This is a genomic window from Flavobacterium sp. KBS0721 (genome assembly GCF_002007065.3).
GTDB classification, from domain to species: domain Bacteria; phylum Bacteroidota; class Bacteroidia; order Flavobacteriales; family Flavobacteriaceae; genus Flavobacterium; species Flavobacterium piscis.
This window is the reverse complement of record NZ_CP042170.1, coordinates 5716426-5735969: the sequence shown is the minus strand read 5'-3', so window position 1 is coordinate 5735969 and position 19544 is coordinate 5716426. Positions and strand designations below refer to the sequence as shown.

The following is a 19544-nucleotide window of genomic DNA, read 5'->3' as shown; positions in this document are numbered from 1 at the left end:
TCCCATATCATTACCAGAATTTCCGCCGCTTTTTTCTTTATCGTCATTTTGTAACATGTAAAGTTATATTTTAAATTAGTGAGAAAAAAATCCCTGTCAGCGGGATGCTGGATTAATCTTTTTTTTTATGAGATAGAACTTTTATTTATATTACTTATAGCAAGAATATGTTCTTTTTTTAATTCAGGAAAATCTTCGATAATTTCTTCAAAAGACATTCCTGTCGAAAGCCACGAAAGAATATCTGAAACACAAATCCGTGTCCCTGTAATAACAGGTTTTCCAAATCTGATATCAGGGTTGATTGAAATTAAATTTTGCCAGTTATTTTCCATAATTTTATTATTTAAACAAATTTACAAAAATTAAGTTCTATTTGAAATTTAAAATAATCAGGTTTGTTTTTTACTCAAAATTTTTGAAATAAAAGGTTTTTCGCCACGAATTCACGAATTACTTGTTCAAAAATTCGTGAATTCGTGGCGATTTCTATTTTAAATAAAAAGCTTAGCGTCTTAGTGTCTTTGTGGCAAAACTTCGTAAGTTTTTTTTACCTTTAAAACCTATTAAACTACAACCTTAAATAAAAAGAATGAAATATAACAGATGCGGAAAAAGCGGGTTATTACTACCTGAAATTTCTCTGGGCTTGTGGCACAACTTTGGTTCAGTAGATAATTTTGAAAATGCAGAAAGTATTGCTGTAGAAGCTTTTGATAAAGGAATCACCCACTTTGATTTGGCTAATAATTATGGACCGGTACCGGGTTCTGCCGAAACTAATTTTGGTAAAATCCTGTGGCATAATTTTCAGGGAAATCTGCGCGACGAAATCATCATTTCGACCAAAGCAGGTTATACCATGTGGGATGGACCTTACGGCGATTGGGGTTCCCGTAAATATTTACTATCAAGCTTAGACCAGAGTTTGAAAAGAATGAAAGTCGATTATGTCGATATTTTTTATTCGCATCGTCCGGATCCGGAAACTCCAATTGAAGAAACGATGCAGGCTTTGGATTACGCTGTAAGAAGCGGAAAAGCCTTGTATGTTGGAATCAGTAATTATTCTGCAGAACAAACGAGAGTTGCCGTCGATGTTTTAAAACAATTAGGAACGCCATGTTTGATTCATCAGGCCAAATATTCGATGTTAGAACGTTGGGTAGAAAATGGTTTATTGGATGTTCTGGAAGAAAAAGGAGTGGGCTGTATTGCATTCTCGCCTTTGGCACAAGGACTTCTCACAGATAAATACCTAAACGGAATTCCGGAAAACTCAAGAGCGCACAATCCAAACGGACATTTGAAAGAAAATGAAGTTACAGCTGAAAGAATCGCGAAATTAGTGCAGCTGAATGATATCGCACAAGATCGTAACCAGTCTTTGGCTCAAATGGCATTGGCATGGTTACAAAAAGACAAACGAATTACATCGGTTTTAATTGGCGCGAGTTCTGTTAGACAATTAAACAATAATATTGATTGTTTGCAAAGTCTTGAATTTACACAGGATGAATTGAATGCGATCGAGAAAATATTAGCATAATATATTCTATAAATAGATATCGTAGAGACGCTCAGCAGTGCATCTCTGTCATGTATAAACATAGAAAACCCGACAATCATAAAATTGTCGGGTTTCAAAATCTAAGAGGGTGCTTTTAAGCTATTTCTTCAATTCCATATTATATTTCTTCACAATATCCAAAGTCGATTTATCCGTAGAAAAAACAGAATTCAATCCTTGTGGTTCCTGCGGAGGATCTGTCGTTAAAGGATCTCCGGGATTCCATTTTCCGTCTTGGGTAACAGGTTTGCCTTCGCCGCCAAATCCCCAAAAATTCGCTGCCTGTAGCGGACCATTATTTTTTACACTTTCGGCAACTCTGCCAAAAATATAATTGTAAAAAACATCTCTGTTTATTGTTGATGTCGTTTCCAGTAAACTTTCGTTTTCTCTTCCCAAACCAAATTCTTCAATAATAATTGGGCGTTTTAGATTGTTCGCCACCTTAATATGCTCATCAATATATTTTCCGGCATTTTCAAGTGTTATTGGTATTGTTTTTTCGGCATCGTCAGCCTTAAACCAATTCCAGTTTTTGGGCCAGATATGCATCGTCAAATAATCAATATTTGGGTTTTGATGTGTTCTTTCAAAAATTTCCATGCTGTCATTCGAACTGTTTTTCCCTTCAGAACCCGTGGAAACCAAATGATTTTTATCTAAACTATCAATCAAATTAACAATAGTATCGAGCCATGATGTAAATTTCGCTTCATTTTCTACCGTAAAAAGTCTTGGTTCATTACCAACTTGCCAGGACATAATTGTGTTGTCTTCGGTATATTTCTTTTTTGAGTATTTGTTGGTTCTTCCAATGATAAATTTTACATGATTTTCTAAAGCTTTCATACAAGGCTCGCAACTGTAAAATTGTTGGGTATACGCCATAAATTGCGGCCATGTATTTGGGGTAATATTCGGAACCGGAATCGCACCTTTGCCGTTCCATTCTAAATATTGCGACATTCCGCCCGACCATTCCCAGTTGTTGGTCAGGTATAAAACTGCATACATTTTGCGTTTGCTCATTTCGCTGATCAGAAAATCCAATCCGTCAAGCAAATCTTCGTCGTATTTTCCTTGTTCGTATTGCAACGCCGGACGAACCGTAAAATCGTATTTTCCACCATCGGCACCAACCAGAATTCTTAGATTATCGATTCCGTTTTTTTGCATCAAATCCAGTTCCCGAAGCAATCTTTTTCTGTCGCCTACTTTTTTCGAAGCCAGTAAACTTCCGTACCAATAATTCGTTCCAATATAAGCGTACGGTTTATCGCCTTTATAAAATTGCGTTCCCTTGACCGTAATTCTTTCCTGCGCCTGACAAGCCATAACAGAGAACATTAAAGCTAATCCGAGGGCTTTTAGAAATTTATTTATCATTGTTTATTTTTTTTAGGAGCTAATCCCGCTGTTCCTTCCAATCTTTTGTGTCCGCCGCGGCGGACACAAAAGGATTTTCCCTCCCATCGGGGCTAGGGGTTGACGGTTTTAAGATATCTTTTGTTTCTTCAATTTTTCCCAATCTTGTCATTTCGACGGAGGAGAAATCACACTCGTGAATCGATAAAGATTGACGATTCTCTATATGGAGTTTCTAGTGTGATTTCTCTTTCGTCGAAATGACAAAAAAACTGCTTTTGTTACTGTGGTTGCTTCGTTTCTTGCAATGGCGGCGGAGCATTTAATTGTAAATTAAATTGAATCAATTCGATTAATTAATTCCATACAAGCCCGGCTATTATGATAAGGACATTTCCAAAAACCGGCCTTGTCTTTTTCAATCAACGAATAATCACGATAAACTCCCCAAAACCATTCGCCGTTTTTAGTGTCCAAAATATTGTTTTTAATGAAATCCCAGTTCTTCAGAACGATATCTAAATAAATTTCATTTTGCGTTAATTGATACGCATTATAAAAACCAATTAAAGCTTCTGCCTGAACCCACCAATGTTTTTCAGCAATCAGCTCGTTATTTTTCGGATCTAATTCATACCATAAACCTCCATCATCATCCAAACCTTCCTTCGTAACTTCGGCCATTTTAATGGCGTGTTTTTTATAATTGGTTATTAGATTTTCATCTCCTGAAATTTCGGCACACTGCAACAAAAGCCAGGCTGCTTCAATATCATGACCATACGAAATCACGTCTGGTTTTTCAATCCATTCTTCATTAAAAAACAATCTCAAATGTCCTGTCTCACTATTAATAAAATGTTTTTCTATAGTCTGTAATAATTCAATAATTGTGTTTTGCAGCTTTTTGTCTTTCCAAACCTTAAATAAATTTGCATACGCTTCCACAATATGCAAGTGAGTATTCATGGTTTTCTTTTCATTCGCATCTTTTTCACTCAGACGCAAATCGGCAATTGGTTTCCATTCTCTGGTAAAAGCTTCTAAATAGCCTCCGTTTATGGAATCGTAACTGTGTCTTTCTATTTGTAAATATAAATTGATGGCGATTTCTAAGGCCTTTTCGTCTTTAGAAATAACATAATATTCTGATAGACCGTAAATCGCAAAAGCTAAAGCGTAAATCTGATTTTTAGTGTCTTTTGGCGTTTTATCAACATTGATGCTCCAAAATAAGCCTCCAAATTCGGGATCATAAAAATAATCCGAAAGAAACTCAAAAGCACGTTTGGCAGTTGCTTTATGACTCTCATTTTTGGTTGCCTGATAGCCTGCAGAAAAACTCCATAAGATTCTGGCATTTAAAACAGAACCTTTTTCTGCATTTGCAATAATATGATCTTTGTGATCAATCTGACCAGTAAAACCACCATTTTCGTTGTCTAAGGTATGCTCTGACCAATATTTTAAAATAGAATCGAGTTCAGCTGATAATTCAGTTTTAAGTTGCTTTAATTGTATTGACACGATAAATTAGATTGTTTTGTTTTTTTCGATTTGATTGATGATCGTTTTTACTGAACCTGCAGAAATAAAAGTATCGGCTGGAGCATTTGTAACATAATCAACCAGTTTTTCTACAGATGAAACGGCAACATGCATTCTTGTATCTGATGATGCGTAATACACATAAACGGTTCCGTCGTTGTCTTCGATCCATCCGTTAGAGAATAAAACATTCGACACATCTCCAACTCTTTCGATTCCTTCTGGCCCCATAAAATGTCCGGCAGGAACGTGAGTTACTTTGCTAATATCGTGTAAATCTGTCATAAACATATAGAGCGTGTAACGTAATCCTGCAGCGGTGTTACGAACTCCGTGTGCGAGATGCAGCCAGCCTTTTTCGGTTTTGATAGGAGCGGGGCCAAGGCCATTTTTCAATTCATAAATCGTATGATATTGTTTCCCAAAGATAATTTTCTCCTCTTTTACAACAGGATTTGTCATGTCATCAACGTAGCCTAAACCAATTCCGCCACCGGCTCCAACATCAATAAAACCATCTTGCGGACGTGTGTATAAAGCGTATTTTCCGTTTATAAATTCCGGATGCAAAACTACATTACGCTGCTGTCCTGTATTCGAAATCAAATCAGGTAATCTTTCCCAGTTTACCAAATCTTTCGTGCGTACGATTCCTGCATTGGCTACAGCCGAACTTGTGTCGCCTTTTGGTGCTTTAGGATCTTTTCTTTCGGTACAAAAAATACCGTAAACCCAACCGTCTTCATGATCGATCAAACGCATATCATAGACATTCGTATCCGGTTCTTCGGTTTGCGGAATCACGCATGGTTTCTCCCAAAACTTAAAATTATCCACTCCGTTTGGACTTTCCGCTATAGCGAAAAAAGATTTTCTGTCGATTCCTTCCACACGAACAGCAAGCAAATATTTTCCTTTCCATTTCATGGCGCCTGCATTAAAAGCGGCATTCATTCCTATGCGTTCCTGTAAAAACGGATTGGTTTTTTCGTTAAGGTCAAAACGCCAGTTCAATGGTACGTGGGCCGCTGTAACAACCGGGTTTTTGTAGCGTTCGTATATACCGTTTCCGGCATGATCCTGAGGAGCATTTTTTTGCTCGATCAGTAGTGTATGTTCTTTTTCTAATGCTACTTTTCTATCCTGAAATGTAGTTGAAGTGGCTATTGCTGTCATATAAATAGATTTCTGTATCGGTATAATTTTAATTGTTCTGGTCTCTTTTTTCGTTTAAATCCTGTTCGATTATCTGAAGCTTATCTTCAGATAATGGATAAAATGCTATAAAAGCAACTGATATTATAGCTGCAATGGCAGGGAGAATGCTTAACATTAACTGAATTCCGTTTTGAGCTGTAGCAGTTTGCTCAACATTGGCCTGAAAACCATAATAACCCAAAAGCCATCCTGCTCCTGCGCCGCCAATGGTCCATCCAAATTTTTGTGACATGGATGAGGCTGAGAAAACCAATCCTGTTGCTCTGCGTCCTTGTTTCCATTCAGAATAATCGGCACTATCCGCATACATAGACCAGATTAGCGGGAAAATACAACCGGCACAAATACTGATTAATACCTGAAAACTCATGATCAGAAACACATCTTCTTTCCCGAAGAGATAAAAGATAAAACTCAAAATTGCGGCTAAGGCCATGGCACCAAAAAATGTCTTCTTTTTACCTATTTTGTTTGCAATGGGTGTCGCGATAATTACCCCAATGATATTAGCGGCTTGACCTAAAACCAGATAAATAGAAGTGGGGGTCATGTGAAAATCGGTTCCAAAAAGCGAAAAATCAAAGTTTACATTGCTGCTTACGTAGTATTTAAAATAATAAACGGCGGCTCCGTCACGAATTGAATTGAAAACCAAAGCGCCAATTCCGGCTCCGAGTAAAATCCACCACGGTTTATTTTTTAGTAAATCTTTTAAATCTTCCTTTAAATTGTTTTCTTCATCTGAAATTGGTTTTACTCTTTCTTTGGTGAATAAAAAACAAGCCCAGAAAAAAGCGGTTGTTATTATTCCAAAAACAGCAATCGTGGTGAGCCAGCCTGATTTAGAGTTTAGGCTTCCGCCGAAATAATTGACTAAAGGTTCAATAAGCCAAAGTGCCAGAAGGCTTCCTCCAAAAGCAAAAACCATTCTGTAAGACGATAATGTATTTCTTTCTTTTCGGTCAGATGACATTACGCCCAAAAGCGATGCATACGGCACATTGATTAAGGAATAAATCATCATCATCGCCGAATAAGTTACATAGGCGTAAATTATTTTTCCTTTTTCGTCAAAATCAGGAGTGTAAAAAGTCAGCACGCCAATTACAGCAAACGGCACAGCTACCCATAATAGATAAGGTCTGAATTTTCCCCATTTGCTTTTTGTCCGGTCGGCGATGATTCCAACAATGGGATCAAAACAAGAATCCCAGATTCTGGTAATCAAAAACATGGTTCCTACAACGGCAGGCGCCAGTCCGAAAACATCGGTGTAGAAAAATAGAAGGTACATGCTGAAAATTTTCCAAAACATCGATGATGCCGCATCTCCAAGACCGTAACCTATTTTTTCTTTTAAACTAATTTTGTCGTGCATCAGGCTTTTTTTAATGGTTGTAATTTAGATTTGGTTAGTTATTTTAATGTTTCTATGCGTTGATTTTTTTGACGCGGAAAAAACGGATTTACTTCGTAAAAACGCGGATAAAAACAGATTTTTAATTTTTAATTCTCAATTATTAATTTTTTTTAATGTCTTTTTCAAATAAGGTTTTGTCCAGATTATAAAAATCAACAAAATCTTTTGCGCTTATTTGTCCTGTATATGGCGCGTAATAATGCATTTTTTGTTCTTTTTCCTGCCAGCCGTGGTTTCTCCATAGTAAAACATAGGAAATTTTATAATCACCAATAGCTTTCGATAAAGTTCCTGTCCACCATTTTGGGTCTGGAATTGCTTCGTAACCGGCTTCTGCAATGGCAATAGGTTTGTGTTTTTCAAGACCAATTTCGTTGATGATTTTTAATTGATTCTGAACTTCGGCAATGAATTTTTCGCCTTGTTTGTCGTCGTTATTCTGATACGAATCAAAACTTAAAAGATCAGCATAATTATCACCGGGATAGTTGGCCAGAAAGTCTTCTTTAGAACTAAAACTGCTTGTGTTGTAAATATAAATTAAATTATGAACTCCTTTTTTTTGCAGATATTCAAAAGTAAATTTCCATACGGATTTGAATTCTTCAGGTCTACCATTTCCTTTTCCCCACCAAAACCAGCCTCCGGTAAGTTCATGATAAGGTCTGAAAAGCACTGGAATATTTTTACCTTTTTTATCTTTTAATGACAGGAGATAATTCGCTGCTTTATCTAACCAAACGGTAAATTTTTGATGGTTTTCTCCACCAGGTAAAACTGTTTTTAATGAATTTGGGGTGTTGTCCCAGGCGCTTTTTCCGGTTGCAGGATTGTCAAAATGCCAGCTTATCGTAGTGATTCCACCTCTTTCATGACTTTCTTCTATATATTGTTTCATTTTTGTAAATGGAATTCCGTCTATATTATCAGGGCTGTCTTTTTCAAGACCTGCCAGGTCCCAGCCATAAACAGCAGGATAGTCACCAACGACATCTTTTATATCGCTTCTGCCATTTTCATATTTCCAGTTTACACCATAAGCAAGATCATCCTGATGACCAAACATGTATCCTTTTTGGGTTAATTGCTGTAGCTTTTTATATAGAGAAACTGTTTCCGGTGTAGCTTTTTTATCTGAAAGTGACAAATTAGTATTAGTAATCGCTTGCTTTGAAGAGCAGGAAATTCCCGTAAGTACCGCAGTTAATAGTATTAGTATGTTTTTTTTCATTAGGAATGTAATTGTTTTTCAGTATGATAAGTTTACGGCGACAATGAAAACGCTTGTTGTAAAAACTCAATTTTTATGATCGTTATATCATTATCAATTTTTGATTAAAATTATCAAAACTTTAAAAAGATATTGTATTATAAATGATTAATGTTTATTATCAATATTCTTTTTGTAAAAATGATAATTCTATTTTTCAAAGATAATCGGATGTTTATCGTCTAATTAATATTATTTTATCAATTATATATCATATTATTGCAAATAAAAAATCCAATAGTACTTCCTAAAATAGTTTCTAAGATGAGTAATGCTAAAAATTTTTATCGAGAAATTGCTCCGCTTTCGGCTGGAGATAGTTTTTTAGTTTTCGACAGAGTAAAAGATAGTTTTGATTTTCCGGTGCATTACCATCCGGAATTTGAGATCAATTTTATTTTAAACGGCAAAGGAGTGAAGCGTGTCGTGGGTGATAATATTGAAGAAATTGATAATGTCGAATTGGTTTTGATTGGTCCAAATTTATACCACGGTTGGGAATTGAATAAATGTACGAGCAAAAAAATTCACGAAATTACGATTCAGTTTCATAACGATCTTTTTCATGAATCTTTATTATCACGACGTATTATGAATCCAATTCGTGATATGTTTAATAGATCGATTCACGGTATTTTATTTTCCAAAAAAGTAGCCGAAGAATTAACTCCAAGGCTGGTAAAGCTTTCTAAACTAGATGGTATGGACTATTTTTTAGAAATTACTTCTTTGTTATATGATTTAGCCAATTCCAGAAATCAGCGTTTGCTATCGACTTATACAGTAGATTATGATACGTTTGATGATTATGATAAAATGAAGTTGGTTTATGAATATGTACAGAAACATTTTGCAGAAAAAATAACTTTAGAGGATGTTGCCGGTGTGGCCAGTATGTCGATTATTTCTTTTAATCGTTTTATAAAGAAACGTACGGGGAAAACTTTTGTTAATTATATAAATGATATCCGAATTGGATATGCTGCGCGTTGGCTCGTAGAAAAAGATATGAGTGTTTCTGAGGTTGCTTTTAAATCCGGATTTAATAATATCGCGAACTTTAATCGTAGTTTTAAAGCTATTAAAAATTGTACACCCAGTCAATATAGGGAAGATTTCTCCGGATTAAAACGTATTTTATAGTGATACTTTTTTTGCACAAACAAATATTATTTTTAACGAAATCGTTTGCTTTTAAGCAAATTTGCTAATTTTTATTTATAAGATCAAGCAGTTTGACGGGGTTGTTTTGCGAATAATGCAATTATTTATACTTATTATTTTCATATGTGTTTTTTTAAAACGTTATAGTAAAAATATTATCATCAAATGATATAATACTATCGATTTAATGTTTACTTGTGTTATAGATTTGTTAAATAATTTAAGAAATAAATACAACCCTTGTTTATGACTTGAATTAGAATAACAAATTTAAACTAACCAAACATTTATTATGAAAAAACTAATGACTAACTTCATTCATTGGAACGCTAACCACAGAGTAGTTCCTTTGATTTTATTTTTGTTGCTGACCAGTAATTGTATTACAGCTCAGGTTAAGGTAACAGGAGTAGTTTCTGATGATAAGGGACTTTCTATACCAGGCGCAAATGTCATGGTATCAGGAACTAAAAAATCAGTTTCAACAGATTTTGACGGAAACTATGCTATCGATGCGCCAGCAAATGCAAGTATTTCAGTTTCATTTATTGGATATGTTACTCAAACCATCAACGTAAAAAACGGAGGTAAAATAAACGTGATTTTAAAGCTTAGTGCTGAGGATTTGCGAGAAGTACTTGTAAACGTTGGATATCGTAATCAAAAAAGAAAAGATGTTACAGGTGCAATTTCGTCAGTAACAGCAAAAGACTTTAAAGATTCTCAACAAGTTACGGTAGAGCAATTACTGCAAGGCAGGGCTGCCGGGGTTGTGGTAACAAATAATTCCGGTAAACCGGGAGGAAGTGTTTCTGTAAAGATTCGTGGTAGTGCTTCTTTAGGTGGTAGTAATGAACCGTTATATATTGTAGACGGAATTCCTATTTCTGGAGATGCGACCAATCAGGCTACAGGAGGAACAATTGTAAGTGGTTATATTGGTACCAATACAGGAAGTGTAACGAATAGTCCATTGGCATTTTTGAATCCTAATGATATTGAAACGATGGATATCCTGAAAGATGCTGCTTCTGCTGCAGTTTATGGTTCAAGAGCGTCAAACGGGGTGGTTATTATTACAACTAAAAAAGGAAAAAAAGGTACAGGAAGAATAACTTACGATACTGCTTTTTCTACCCAAGATGTTACAAGACTACTTAAAACAATGGATTTAAGTCAATATGCAACACAACAAAATGCATTGGCTCAAGTGTATGGTGTGGCACCAAGAGATGAATTTGCTGTGCCATCGGTTTTAGGAAAAGGTACAAACTGGCAGGACGAAATATACAGAACTGCTTTAATGACAAGTCACCAATTGTCTTTTTCTGGAGCTAAAGATAATATGAGTTATTATGTTTCAGGAGGATATTTGAATCAGGACGGGGTTGTTATTGGATCTGATTTTAAAAGATATACTTTCAAAACCAATCTTGAGGCTAAAGTGAAAGACTGGCTGACAATGGGTGTTACGATCAATGCGGGTATTACCAATCAAAATATTACTATTGAAGGATATAGTGATGGTATTATTGGTACAACAATATTATCGACTCCGGATGTAGCGGTTAAAAATTTAGACGGAACTTATGCAGGACCGCCTAAAGATGGTACGCAAGGCGCGTGGATTAATCCTGTTGCCAGTACTTTGATGAATACAAATTACCTTGTACAAAAGAATTTTCAGGGAAATTTTTACGCTGCTGTAAAATTGGCAAAAGGATTAGATTATCGCTTTGAATTTGGAGGTTCGACCAATATTCAAAACTTCGAAGGATTTCAGCCTACATATGCCTGGGGAGCTGCTGTAAATAAAGTAAATCAGCTTCAGGAAAGATCAAATACCTGGTACGGACTGAATCTTAAAAACATGCTTACCTATAATATTTCTTTAGGAAAACATAACTTTAATGTTATGGCACTTCAGGAAGCAAATGATTCTCATTGGTTTGGAGGAAGTCAGTCTATAAGTGGTTTATTAAGTAATGATGTTCATTCTATAAATCTTGGAGATCAAAAAACATTAGTGGCCAGTGAATATAAAGGAGAAAATGCGTTGTACTCTTTCTTAGGATCTTTGAACTACAACTTTGATAATAAATACTTTTTGCAAGGTACAATAAGAGCTGACGGAAGTTCGAACTTTGCCGAAGATAAAAGATGGGGTTACTTTCCGTCGATTTCAGGATCCTGGAAAATTTCGAATGAAAAATTTATGGAAGGTACAAGGGAGTATGTCGACAATATTAAGTTTAGAATTGGATATGGTGAAACAGGAAACCAAAACATTAGCGGCGGATTGTATGGCTCTAATATTCAAACAATAAAATCGGCTTTGGGGAATTTCTTTACAGCGGGTAATATTGCCAATCCTGATTTAACCTGGCAAAAAGCAGAAGACAGCAACTTGGGTCTTGATTTTAGTTTATTTAAATCAAAATTGTTTGCTACTGTTGATGTGTACAGAAAACAATCTTCAGGATTTTTATTTGTATTGCCTTTGCCAAGTTATGTTACAGGTTTAGAGCAATATCAGGGTGGTTTGGCAGCGCCAACAGTAAACTTAGGAAGTATGAGAAATGAGGGTATTGAGGCAACGCTGAAATATTCGAACAATTTTTCTAAAAATTTCACCTGGGATGCTACTCTTATGTTTTCTAAAAACAACAACAAACTGTTGAGCCTGGTTGATAATTTTGATTTAATTAAAGACGTGCAGGTTAACGGATATACGACAAAAACGGTCACAAAAAGTGAAGTTGGTCAGCCAATTGGACAATTTTACGGCTATGAAACGGTTGGAATTATCAGAACAAATGAACAATTGGCAAATGCTCCAATTCCTTATACAGGAAACAAAGCGGTGAAAAGTGTTCTTGGAGATGTAGAATATGTAGATCAAAACAAAGACGGGTTAATCGACGAAAAAGATTTAACCTATATCGGGAATCCGCAAGCTGACTTTATTTATAGTTTCAACAATCAATTTAGATATAAAAATCTGGATCTTTCTATTTTCTTAACAGGATCTCAGGGCAATAAAGTAATGAACTTAACGAGAAGAGCTGCTACAAAAAATCAGCGTCTTTACGAAAATCAATTAGCAGAAGCAGCAGATTTCTGGACACCGGACAATCCAAATGCTAAATATCCAAGACCAGACGGCGGTGACGGACATCCAAATATTGCAATATCTGACCGTTATGTAGAAGATGGTTCTTATTTGAAAATTGCGCAGTTAACTTTTGGATATAGCTTGCCATCAGATGTGATTTCTAAAACTAAATTAAGCAAACTTAGATTTTATGCAAGTGTTACAAACCTATACACTTTCACAAAATACACAGGTTATGATCCTGAAATTGGAGACTATAACCAAAATGCTTTATTGAGTGGGATTGATTCAGGGCGTTACCCTACGAACCGTACCATCACTTTTGGAATGAATGTTGAATTTTAATAAAAACTATTATGAAAATATATAAAATAAATTTTAAGAGCTTAGCGGTTTTTGTTTTGCTGGCTTTATCTGCTTCATGTAGTGATGATTACTTAGACAGACCTGTTCAGGACGGATATGTTAGTGAAAATTTTTATACTTCGGATGAGCAAGTGCAGCGTACTACTTACGGAATGTACGGAAGAATGTGGGCGCCATTTTATACTAAATGTTTTTACGCTCTTTCAGAATTGTCATCAGGAAACTGCTGGTCGAATGTTGATGGAAACGAGGTAATTCAGTTTAAACTTACTTCAGACAGCTTTATTTTATCAGATCCGTGGAGATCTTGCTTTAGCATTATTGCACAATCTAATGATTTAATTAATAATCTAAATAAAAATGCAAAAGAGGGTGTAAGTCCGGCTGTGATTAAAAATACAATTGCCGAAGCTCATTTTTTCAGAGCAGTTTCTTATTTCTATTTAGTTCGTTTGTTTGGTCCGGTGCCTATCATCGAAGATAATTTAGCGCTTGCCAAAAATCCGATGGTGAACACGAATAGAATCGAAGATGTTTATAAATTCATCGAAAATGATTTAAAATACGCTGCGGCAAACCTTAAATCAAAAGTGAGATTAAGAGGAGGAAGTACAGAAAATGTTTTTGTTTCTCAAGGAACTGCAGAGTCGTTTTTGGCTAAAGTATACCTTTATGAGAAAGATTATCCAAATGCAAAATTAATGGCTGAAAAAGTAATTAATTCAGGAGAATTTGGACTCTTACCAAATTACGCCGATTTATTTTTGACTAGTAAAAACAATAACGAAGAGTCTATTTATTCCTGGCAGTGGTCAGGTGCTGTAAACGAATATCAGGCAGGGAATTTTTCGAATGTGCAATACGGTTTAGATATTTTAAATGACAGAGTATCTTACGGAGCCGTATATATTCCTAGTAACGATATTCAGGAAGCTTTTGAAGTAGGGGATGTAAGAAGAAAAGAGTCTTATATGATTTACGGAGATACTTATCCAACATTAAAAGGAGATGATGCAGTAGGATTTACATTGGATAAAGCAAAATATCCAGGTGTTTTAGATGCAACAGGTGCAGCGGTAAAAAAATATGTGGTAGGTCAGGAAACAGGTGAAACCGGTCCTGCAGACAATTGGGGAGCGATGAGTAACTGTAATTATATTATGCGTTATGCGGATCTTTTACTGATTCATGCCGAAGCAATTTTGGCTGGAGCGAGCGAAACTAGTGATCCTGCGGCTAAAGCATCTTTTAATAAAATCAGAAAAAGAGCGGGATTAGCTGAATTAGGCGTTAATGTACCATTGACCAAAAAAGCGTTGTTTCAAGAGCGTAGAGTAGAGTTTGCTTTTGAGGGAGAATTCTGGTATGATTTAGGAAGATTGCCAAGAGCTGAGGCTATTGATATTATTTCGAAACAAGACAGAGGTTCTGATTATGAAGGAGTAAAACATTATACACCTGTAGAAACTGATTTTATTTTTCCTAAACCAGCGAATGATGTTAGGAAAAATCCAAAATTAAAAGAAGCTCCGGTTCCTTACGTTTTTAAATAAACCTTAAAGAAAAAACAATCATGAAAAATATAAAAAAAATAATGGCATTGAAGTTTTATTTACTGGCTTCAATTTCAATTTTCTTACTTAATTCTTGTTCTAATGACGACGGAGGTTCTTCGGGTACATTAGCCATAACAGGAATTAGCAAATCGGTTATAGATGATCCATTGATAGAAGGCGACAGGCAGGTCGATGTGCCAACAGATGTTATCAATGCGGGTAATACTTATATTATTAGAGGTTCTGGTTTTTCGACTCTAAAAACAATTTCTTTTAATGGTTTGGAAACGGTATTCAATCCAACTTTGGTTACGGATAATGCGATTGTAGTAACTGTTGATTCGGACACTCCGTATTATAACGAAATGGATGAGATGAAATTGGTTACTAATATAGGAACATTAGTTTATTCAATAAAAGTAAGACCTCCTTTTCCTAGTATTACAGGTTTTCCTATTAATCCTACTCCCGGAGATATAATCACAATTAAGGGTGATTATTTTCTTCGTCCGGTGGTTAATTTCGGAACAACCAAGGTCGAGCCAATTTCTTCTTCATTGACAGAACTTACGGTAAAAGTACCGGAAGATATTCAATACAAAAGATTATCTGTTACCAATGTTTCAGGTACAACCGTTGCGGGACAATCATTTGGAAGTGCTATTTACGACGATGCTTATACTTCCCTAAGTGGTGGTTATGCGTTATGGAATGCTGAAAATCCTTATGACGATGCTTATACTAAAGATCCTAAACAAGGTGCAAAAAGTATTTCATGGACCGCTCATCAATGGGGAGGATTAGAATTTATGGTCGTTATCTCTCAAGTTGATCTTGCTAGATATAAAGGAATCAGAGTGAGTTTAAGAGGACAAAATGCGGGTAAAATTGGTGTTTTCCTAAACGGAAGTGACGCAATTAAACCTTCATATGACTTTTCATCTGACTGGACTTATGTTGAAATCCCGTTCAGTGCTTTTAATAATCCGACAGAGCTAAATAAGATTACTTTTCAGGAGTTTGGAGGCAAAGCAGGAGGAAATACCATTTATATTGATGATTTGGGTCTGATATTAAAATAGTTAATAGATTTTAAAAGAATCATTTTAAAATTATAAAAATGATTCTTTTAATTCTTCAGATGTAAAAATTACTAAAAAGAAAACTTATGAAAATATTATATAAATTAAAACAAATTGCATTAGGCGCACTTTTGCTTGCAATGGCTTCTTCCTGCGATGATACGATTGAAGATGTTGGAGGTGCTCAGCAAAATTATAACTCAGTTTACGGGATAATCGCAGCCAATACTAATTTAGCGACTTTTACCAAAGCTATAGATTTGGCAGGATTAAAATCTACTTTTGATAAACCCGACGATTTTACTTTTTTTATTCCTACAGATGCTGCTTTTGATGCTTATTTGGTAAAAAGCGGTTATGTAAATTCGCTTGGATATCCTGATATCACACTGGTTCCGGTAGATGTTTTAAGAGAGGTGGTTTTAAGTCATGTTGTAAAAGGAGTAAAAAAGAGAGTAGGCTATTTAGATGGTGTACAGGCTGATTATCTAACAACTGGCGAATTGTCTACAATGGCGAATGCAGAAGATGCAGATCTTTATTTGCTAAGTGTAAATGTTACAAATGGCGTTTTAAAAGTAAACGGATCTGATAAACCTGCTCCGGGAGTAGATTATTATGGTACAAATGGTTTTGTAAATGTTTTAGACAACGTAATATCTTTAGATCCTCCGGCTCCGGTAATTGAAGGCGTGTCTAATGCGTCTCCTTCTCCTGGAGAAGATATTATTGTTAAAGGTCTGAATTTTGTGCAAGTACAAAATGTTAAGTTTGACGACAAAGTTGTTACGTTTAAAGTATTATCTAAAACAGAAATACAAGTAACGGTTCCGGCAGATTATGGTTCTAATGCTCTTGTAACAGTACAAACAGTTTATGGTGTTTCAAATATTGCTACGCTGGGTGTGAGATACTTATTGTATGGTGATAACTTTTCAGGAGCAGCTTCACCAGTTTGGGACGGTGGCTGGGGAGGTACTCAGGATTTTCAAAATACAGAAAGAGTAAATCGTGGTACTTATTCTATTAAAAGAACAAATAATGAGGGTTGGACAGGTATGTCTATAGGGTTTAATTCTATTAATGTTGCAGATTATGGTTATTTGAAGATTTCTGTATTCCCTGTAAAAACAACTAAACTTTTCTTTTCTATCGCAACTGATTTACCTTGGGCTACAGGTTTTTCTGTTGAGGTAAAAGCGGGAGAGTGGAATAATCTTTCAATTCCGTTTTCGGATCTTAAAGCAGATAAGATTGGTGCAACGATAAGTTCATTAAACATTCAGGAATATTCAGGTGAACCTGGAACTGTATATCTTGATGACATAGGTTTCTTATAAAAGAAGGTTTTTATTTTGAGTTTTGTTTAAAGTATTCCCTAATTCATTCAATTAGGGAATATTTTTTATAAAACCAGTTTGTTTATTGATAATCAGTTTGTTATATGATTGTTTAGTACTGTTATTTGAGAAAATAGTATCTTTTTTTATCTGTTTTTCTGGTTAAATTTATTGCATATTAACAAACCAAAAAAAAAGAATTTATGAAAAAAAATGACTTTCAATTTTCAACCAAACTAAAACTTTGTTTATTAAGTTTTATTTTAATTTTAATGGGCTATAGGTCAAATGCTCAGGAAATTACAGGCTTAAATCCTTATTGTGTAGCTTCAAATCCTTCTTATTCAGTGGTAGCGCCAAGCGTACCTTATGATGAAGTAGTATGGTCTTGTACAGATCCACTTGTGACATTTTCAGGAAACCCATCTCCTTTGACGCTTTTTAAAGTTTTGTATAAATATCCGGGATTTATTGCCGGAGGAGAAATCCTTAAAGTAGAATTTAAAAGTGGCGGTACGGTTGTAGCAGTAAAACAAATTACATTCGTTGCGCCCGAAGTGCCTGTACAGCCCAATTATCTTGTAACCAAAACAAATGATTACTGTACCAATCAATATCATATTATAACATTAACGGTAACAACAGATCCAAATCCAAGCCCGAATACAAATTTTTCAATCGCACCAAGAGTACCGGATCCAAGTATTGTAGTAACACAAACCTCAAAAAATGTATTTGACCTAAAACTACCTTTAAACGGACAATCTTATTTTTTGTATGATGTAACAAGTACAACATCACTATCAGGATGTCAGTCGAATACTGTGTCATCGACCACATATAGTAATTCGGTTTCGTTAAACTTAACAGGTTGTTTAAACAACACTCCTAATCCGGGGCCAAATTATGATTTTACAGTATCACCAAATCCATATAGTAATGGTTATATCACTATCGTAGCAACTGCAGTTTCATCGCAAGCTCCGGCAACTTGCAGAATTTATAATAGTTCAGGTGCTTTAAAACTTACATTTTCATTACTGGGACCAAGTACTTATATTCCGCTTAAAACGGCTGTAGGACCCTCTTTGACTGCAGGGATTTATATTGTTCAGGTAACGTATCCAAATGGAATTGTAAAAACTAAAAATTTAGTTGTGAATTAAAAAAAAGTTGTTCTTAAAAAGAACTCCATTTCGAGCTAATCGATTTGGAGTTTTTTATATCGTTAATTATTAATGTATTAAATTAAAAAAGTTTCCATCATTAAAAAAAATCAAAAATAAATTATAATGAAAAAAACAATCGTACTATTAGCCTTTACAATCTGGTGCAACTGTAGCTTTGGCCAGGGGAATACACATACACAAACAGCTGGAAAATTTGAAGGTTTGGCCATGACACCTCCTATGGGTTGGAATTCCTGGAATACCTTTGGAACAAGTATCGACGAAAAATTAGTAAAAGAAACCGCGGATATAATGGTTTCGTCAGGAATGGCAGCAGCAGGATATAATTATATTGTACTCGATGATGGCTGGATGACCAGAGAACGAGATGCCAACGGAGATTTGGTTCCGGATCCGGTTAAGTTTCCAAACGGAATGAAAGCTGTCGTAGATTATGTGCATAGCAAAGGATTAAAATTTGGTTTGTACAATTGTGCCGGAACGCAAACCTGCGCCGGTTATCCGGGAACTCGTGGCTATGAGTATCAGGATGCAAGATTTTATGCTAAATTAGAAATTGATTTTCTTAAATATGATTGGTGTAATACAAAAGGAATTACTGCGCCGGAAGCTTATACTACAATGAGTAATGCACTAAAAACTGCCGGAAGACCTATTGTTTTCAGTCTTTGCGAATGGGGAGACAATCAGCCATGGGAGTGGGGGAAACCAGTTGGGAACCTTTGGAGAATCTCGGGCGATATTTATCCTTGTTTTGATTGTGAATTCAAACATCCTGAAAATTGGTCGTCATGGGGATTCATGAAGATAGCCGAAATGAGAAAAGATATTCGTAAATATTCAGGTCCTGATCATTGGAATGATTTTGATATGATGGAGGTTGGAAACGAAATGAATGATACCGAAGATAAATCGCATTTTGCCATTTGGTGTATGCTTTCGTCGCCGCTTGTTGCCGGAAATGATTTCAGAAAAATGTCTAAAGAAACTCTGGCGATTTTAACCAATAAAGATTTGATTGCAATCAATCAGGATAAATTAGGAATTCAGGGTTTTAAATATTCAGCCGAAGATGGTTTAGAAGTTTGGGTTAAACCATTATCAGATGGAAATTGGGCAGTTACTTTTTTGAATAGAAGTGAAGTGAATAAAAAGATCAATTTCGATTGGAAAAAGCACCTAATCAAAGATACAGATTTTGGTTATGAAGCTGATTTTAGTAAAACAGTTTACAAACTGAAAGATCTTTGGAAGAATAAGGAAATTGGCAATACTAAGAACAGTTTTGTCTCTGAACTTGCTTCTCATGATGTGATTACACTAAAATTATATCGTTAAAC

General features: G+C 35.4%; 14 protein-coding genes. 8 read left to right on the top strand and 6 right to left on the bottom strand.

Annotated elements, in window-relative coordinates:
• Positions 1–125: 125 nt before the first annotated feature.
• Entirely contained in the window at positions 126–335 is a 210-nt protein-coding gene (locus B0M43_RS23785; protein WP_078005674.1) for a DUF433 domain-containing protein, read from the bottom strand.
• 257 nt (positions 336–592) lie between these two features.
• On the opposite strand from B0M43_RS23785, the gene B0M43_RS23780 reads away from it, so the two are divergent.
• A complete protein-coding gene (locus tag B0M43_RS23780; RefSeq protein ID WP_078005673.1) occupies positions 593–1549 on the top strand; it encodes an aldo/keto reductase in 957 nt (318 codons plus the stop codon).
• 120 nt (positions 1550–1669) lie between these two features.
• On the opposite strand, the gene B0M43_RS23775 is transcribed toward B0M43_RS23780, so the two are convergent.
• From B0M43_RS23775 to B0M43_RS23755, 5 genes are all read right to left on the bottom strand, one after another.
• Positions 1670–2956 (bottom strand): cellulase family glycosylhydrolase, encoded by a 1287-nt coding sequence (locus tag B0M43_RS23775; protein ID WP_078005672.1) that lies wholly within the window; start codon positions 2954–2956, stop codon positions 1670–1672.
• Positions 2957–3268: 312 nt separating this feature from the next.
• Positions 3269–4462 (bottom strand): AGE family epimerase/isomerase, encoded by a 1194-nt coding sequence (locus B0M43_RS23770; RefSeq protein ID WP_078005671.1) that lies wholly within the window; start codon positions 4460–4462, stop codon positions 3269–3271.
• Positions 4463–4468: 6 nt separating this feature from the next.
• Positions 4469–5659 carry a glycosidase gene (locus B0M43_RS23765; RefSeq protein WP_078005670.1) on the bottom strand — a complete coding sequence of 397 codons (1191 nt, stop codon included), beginning with the start codon at positions 5657–5659 and terminating at the stop codon, positions 4469–4471.
• A gap of 28 nt (positions 5660–5687) precedes the next feature.
• Positions 5688–7079: an MFS transporter gene (locus B0M43_RS23760; RefSeq protein ID WP_078005669.1), complete on the bottom strand. Its 1392-nt coding sequence runs from the start codon at positions 7077–7079 to the stop codon at positions 5688–5690.
• Positions 7080–7221: 142 nt separating this feature from the next.
• A complete protein-coding gene (locus B0M43_RS23755; RefSeq protein ID WP_078005668.1) occupies positions 7222–8352 on the bottom strand; it encodes a glycoside hydrolase family 26 protein in 1131 nt (376 codons plus the stop codon).
• Positions 8353–8655: 303 nt separating this feature from the next.
• Here B0M43_RS23755 and B0M43_RS23750 point away from each other — a divergent pair, with 303 nt between their 5' ends.
• The 7 genes from B0M43_RS23750 to B0M43_RS23720 all read left to right on the top strand — a co-directional run bounded on the left by B0M43_RS23750 (position 8656) and on the right by B0M43_RS23720 (position 19542).
• Positions 8656–9534, top strand: a complete 879-nt coding sequence (locus tag B0M43_RS23750) for an AraC family transcriptional regulator (RefSeq protein ID WP_078005667.1) — start codon at positions 8656–8658, stop codon at positions 9532–9534.
• A 313-nt stretch (positions 9535–9847) separates the two neighbouring features.
• Positions 9848–13015 carry a TonB-dependent receptor gene (locus B0M43_RS23745; protein WP_078005666.1) on the top strand — a complete coding sequence of 1056 codons (3168 nt, stop codon included), beginning with the start codon at positions 9848–9850 and terminating at the stop codon, positions 13013–13015.
• Positions 13016–13026: 11 nt separating this feature from the next.
• Positions 13027–14589 carry a RagB/SusD family nutrient uptake outer membrane protein gene (locus B0M43_RS23740; protein ID WP_078005665.1) on the top strand — a complete coding sequence of 521 codons (1563 nt, stop codon included), beginning with the start codon at positions 13027–13029 and terminating at the stop codon, positions 14587–14589.
• Positions 14590–14609: 20 nt separating this feature from the next.
• Positions 14610–15674 carry an IPT/TIG domain-containing protein gene (locus B0M43_RS23735; RefSeq protein WP_078005664.1) on the top strand — a complete coding sequence of 355 codons (1065 nt, stop codon included), beginning with the start codon at positions 14610–14612 and terminating at the stop codon, positions 15672–15674.
• 86 nt (positions 15675–15760) lie between these two features.
• Positions 15761–17014 (top strand): fasciclin domain-containing protein, encoded by a 1254-nt coding sequence (locus tag B0M43_RS23730; RefSeq protein ID WP_078005663.1) that lies wholly within the window; start codon positions 15761–15763, stop codon positions 17012–17014.
• A gap of 203 nt (positions 17015–17217) precedes the next feature.
• On the top strand, positions 17218–18180 hold the full coding sequence (locus B0M43_RS23725; protein ID WP_078005662.1) for a T9SS type A sorting domain-containing protein: 963 nt from the start codon (positions 17218–17220) through the stop codon (positions 18178–18180).
• A 126-nt stretch (positions 18181–18306) separates the two neighbouring features.
• Positions 18307–19542: a glycoside hydrolase family 27 protein gene (locus B0M43_RS23720; RefSeq protein ID WP_078005661.1), complete on the top strand. Its 1236-nt coding sequence runs from the start codon at positions 18307–18309 to the stop codon at positions 19540–19542.
• Positions 19543–19544 lie beyond the last annotated feature (2 nt).

What these genes read in the sequence shown, in the direction of transcription:
- B0M43_RS23785 (WP_078005674.1), bottom strand. Translation starts at nt 335, where the DNA reads ATGGAAAATAACTGGCAAAATTTAATTTCAATCAACCCTGATATCAGA.
- B0M43_RS23780 (WP_078005673.1), top strand. Translation starts at nt 593, where the DNA reads ATGAAATATAACAGATGCGGAAAAAGCGGGTTATTACTACCTGAAATT.
- B0M43_RS23775 (WP_078005672.1), bottom strand. Translation starts at nt 2,956, where the DNA reads ATGATAAATAAATTTCTAAAAGCCCTCGGATTAGCTTTAATGTTCTCT.
- B0M43_RS23765 (WP_078005670.1), bottom strand. Translation starts at nt 5,659, where the DNA reads ATGACAGCAATAGCCACTTCAACTACATTTCAGGATAGAAAAGTAGCA.
- B0M43_RS23760 (WP_078005669.1), bottom strand. Translation starts at nt 7,079, where the DNA reads ATGCACGACAAAATTAGTTTAAAAGAAAAAATAGGTTACGGTCTTGGA.
- B0M43_RS23755 (WP_078005668.1), bottom strand. Translation starts at nt 8,352, where the DNA reads ATGAAAAAAAACATACTAATACTATTAACTGCGGTACTTACGGGAATT.
- B0M43_RS23750 (WP_078005667.1), top strand. Translation starts at nt 8,656, where the DNA reads ATGAGTAATGCTAAAAATTTTTATCGAGAAATTGCTCCGCTTTCGGCT.
- B0M43_RS23745 (WP_078005666.1), top strand. Translation starts at nt 9,848, where the DNA reads ATGAAAAAACTAATGACTAACTTCATTCATTGGAACGCTAACCACAGA.
- B0M43_RS23740 (WP_078005665.1), top strand. Translation starts at nt 13,027, where the DNA reads ATGAAAATATATAAAATAAATTTTAAGAGCTTAGCGGTTTTTGTTTTG.
- B0M43_RS23735 (WP_078005664.1), top strand. Translation starts at nt 14,610, where the DNA reads ATGAAAAATATAAAAAAAATAATGGCATTGAAGTTTTATTTACTGGCT.
- B0M43_RS23730 (WP_078005663.1), top strand. Translation starts at nt 15,761, where the DNA reads ATGAAAATATTATATAAATTAAAACAAATTGCATTAGGCGCACTTTTG.
- B0M43_RS23725 (WP_078005662.1), top strand. Translation starts at nt 17,218, where the DNA reads ATGAAAAAAAATGACTTTCAATTTTCAACCAAACTAAAACTTTGTTTA.
- B0M43_RS23720 (WP_078005661.1), top strand. Translation starts at nt 18,307, where the DNA reads ATGAAAAAAACAATCGTACTATTAGCCTTTACAATCTGGTGCAACTGT.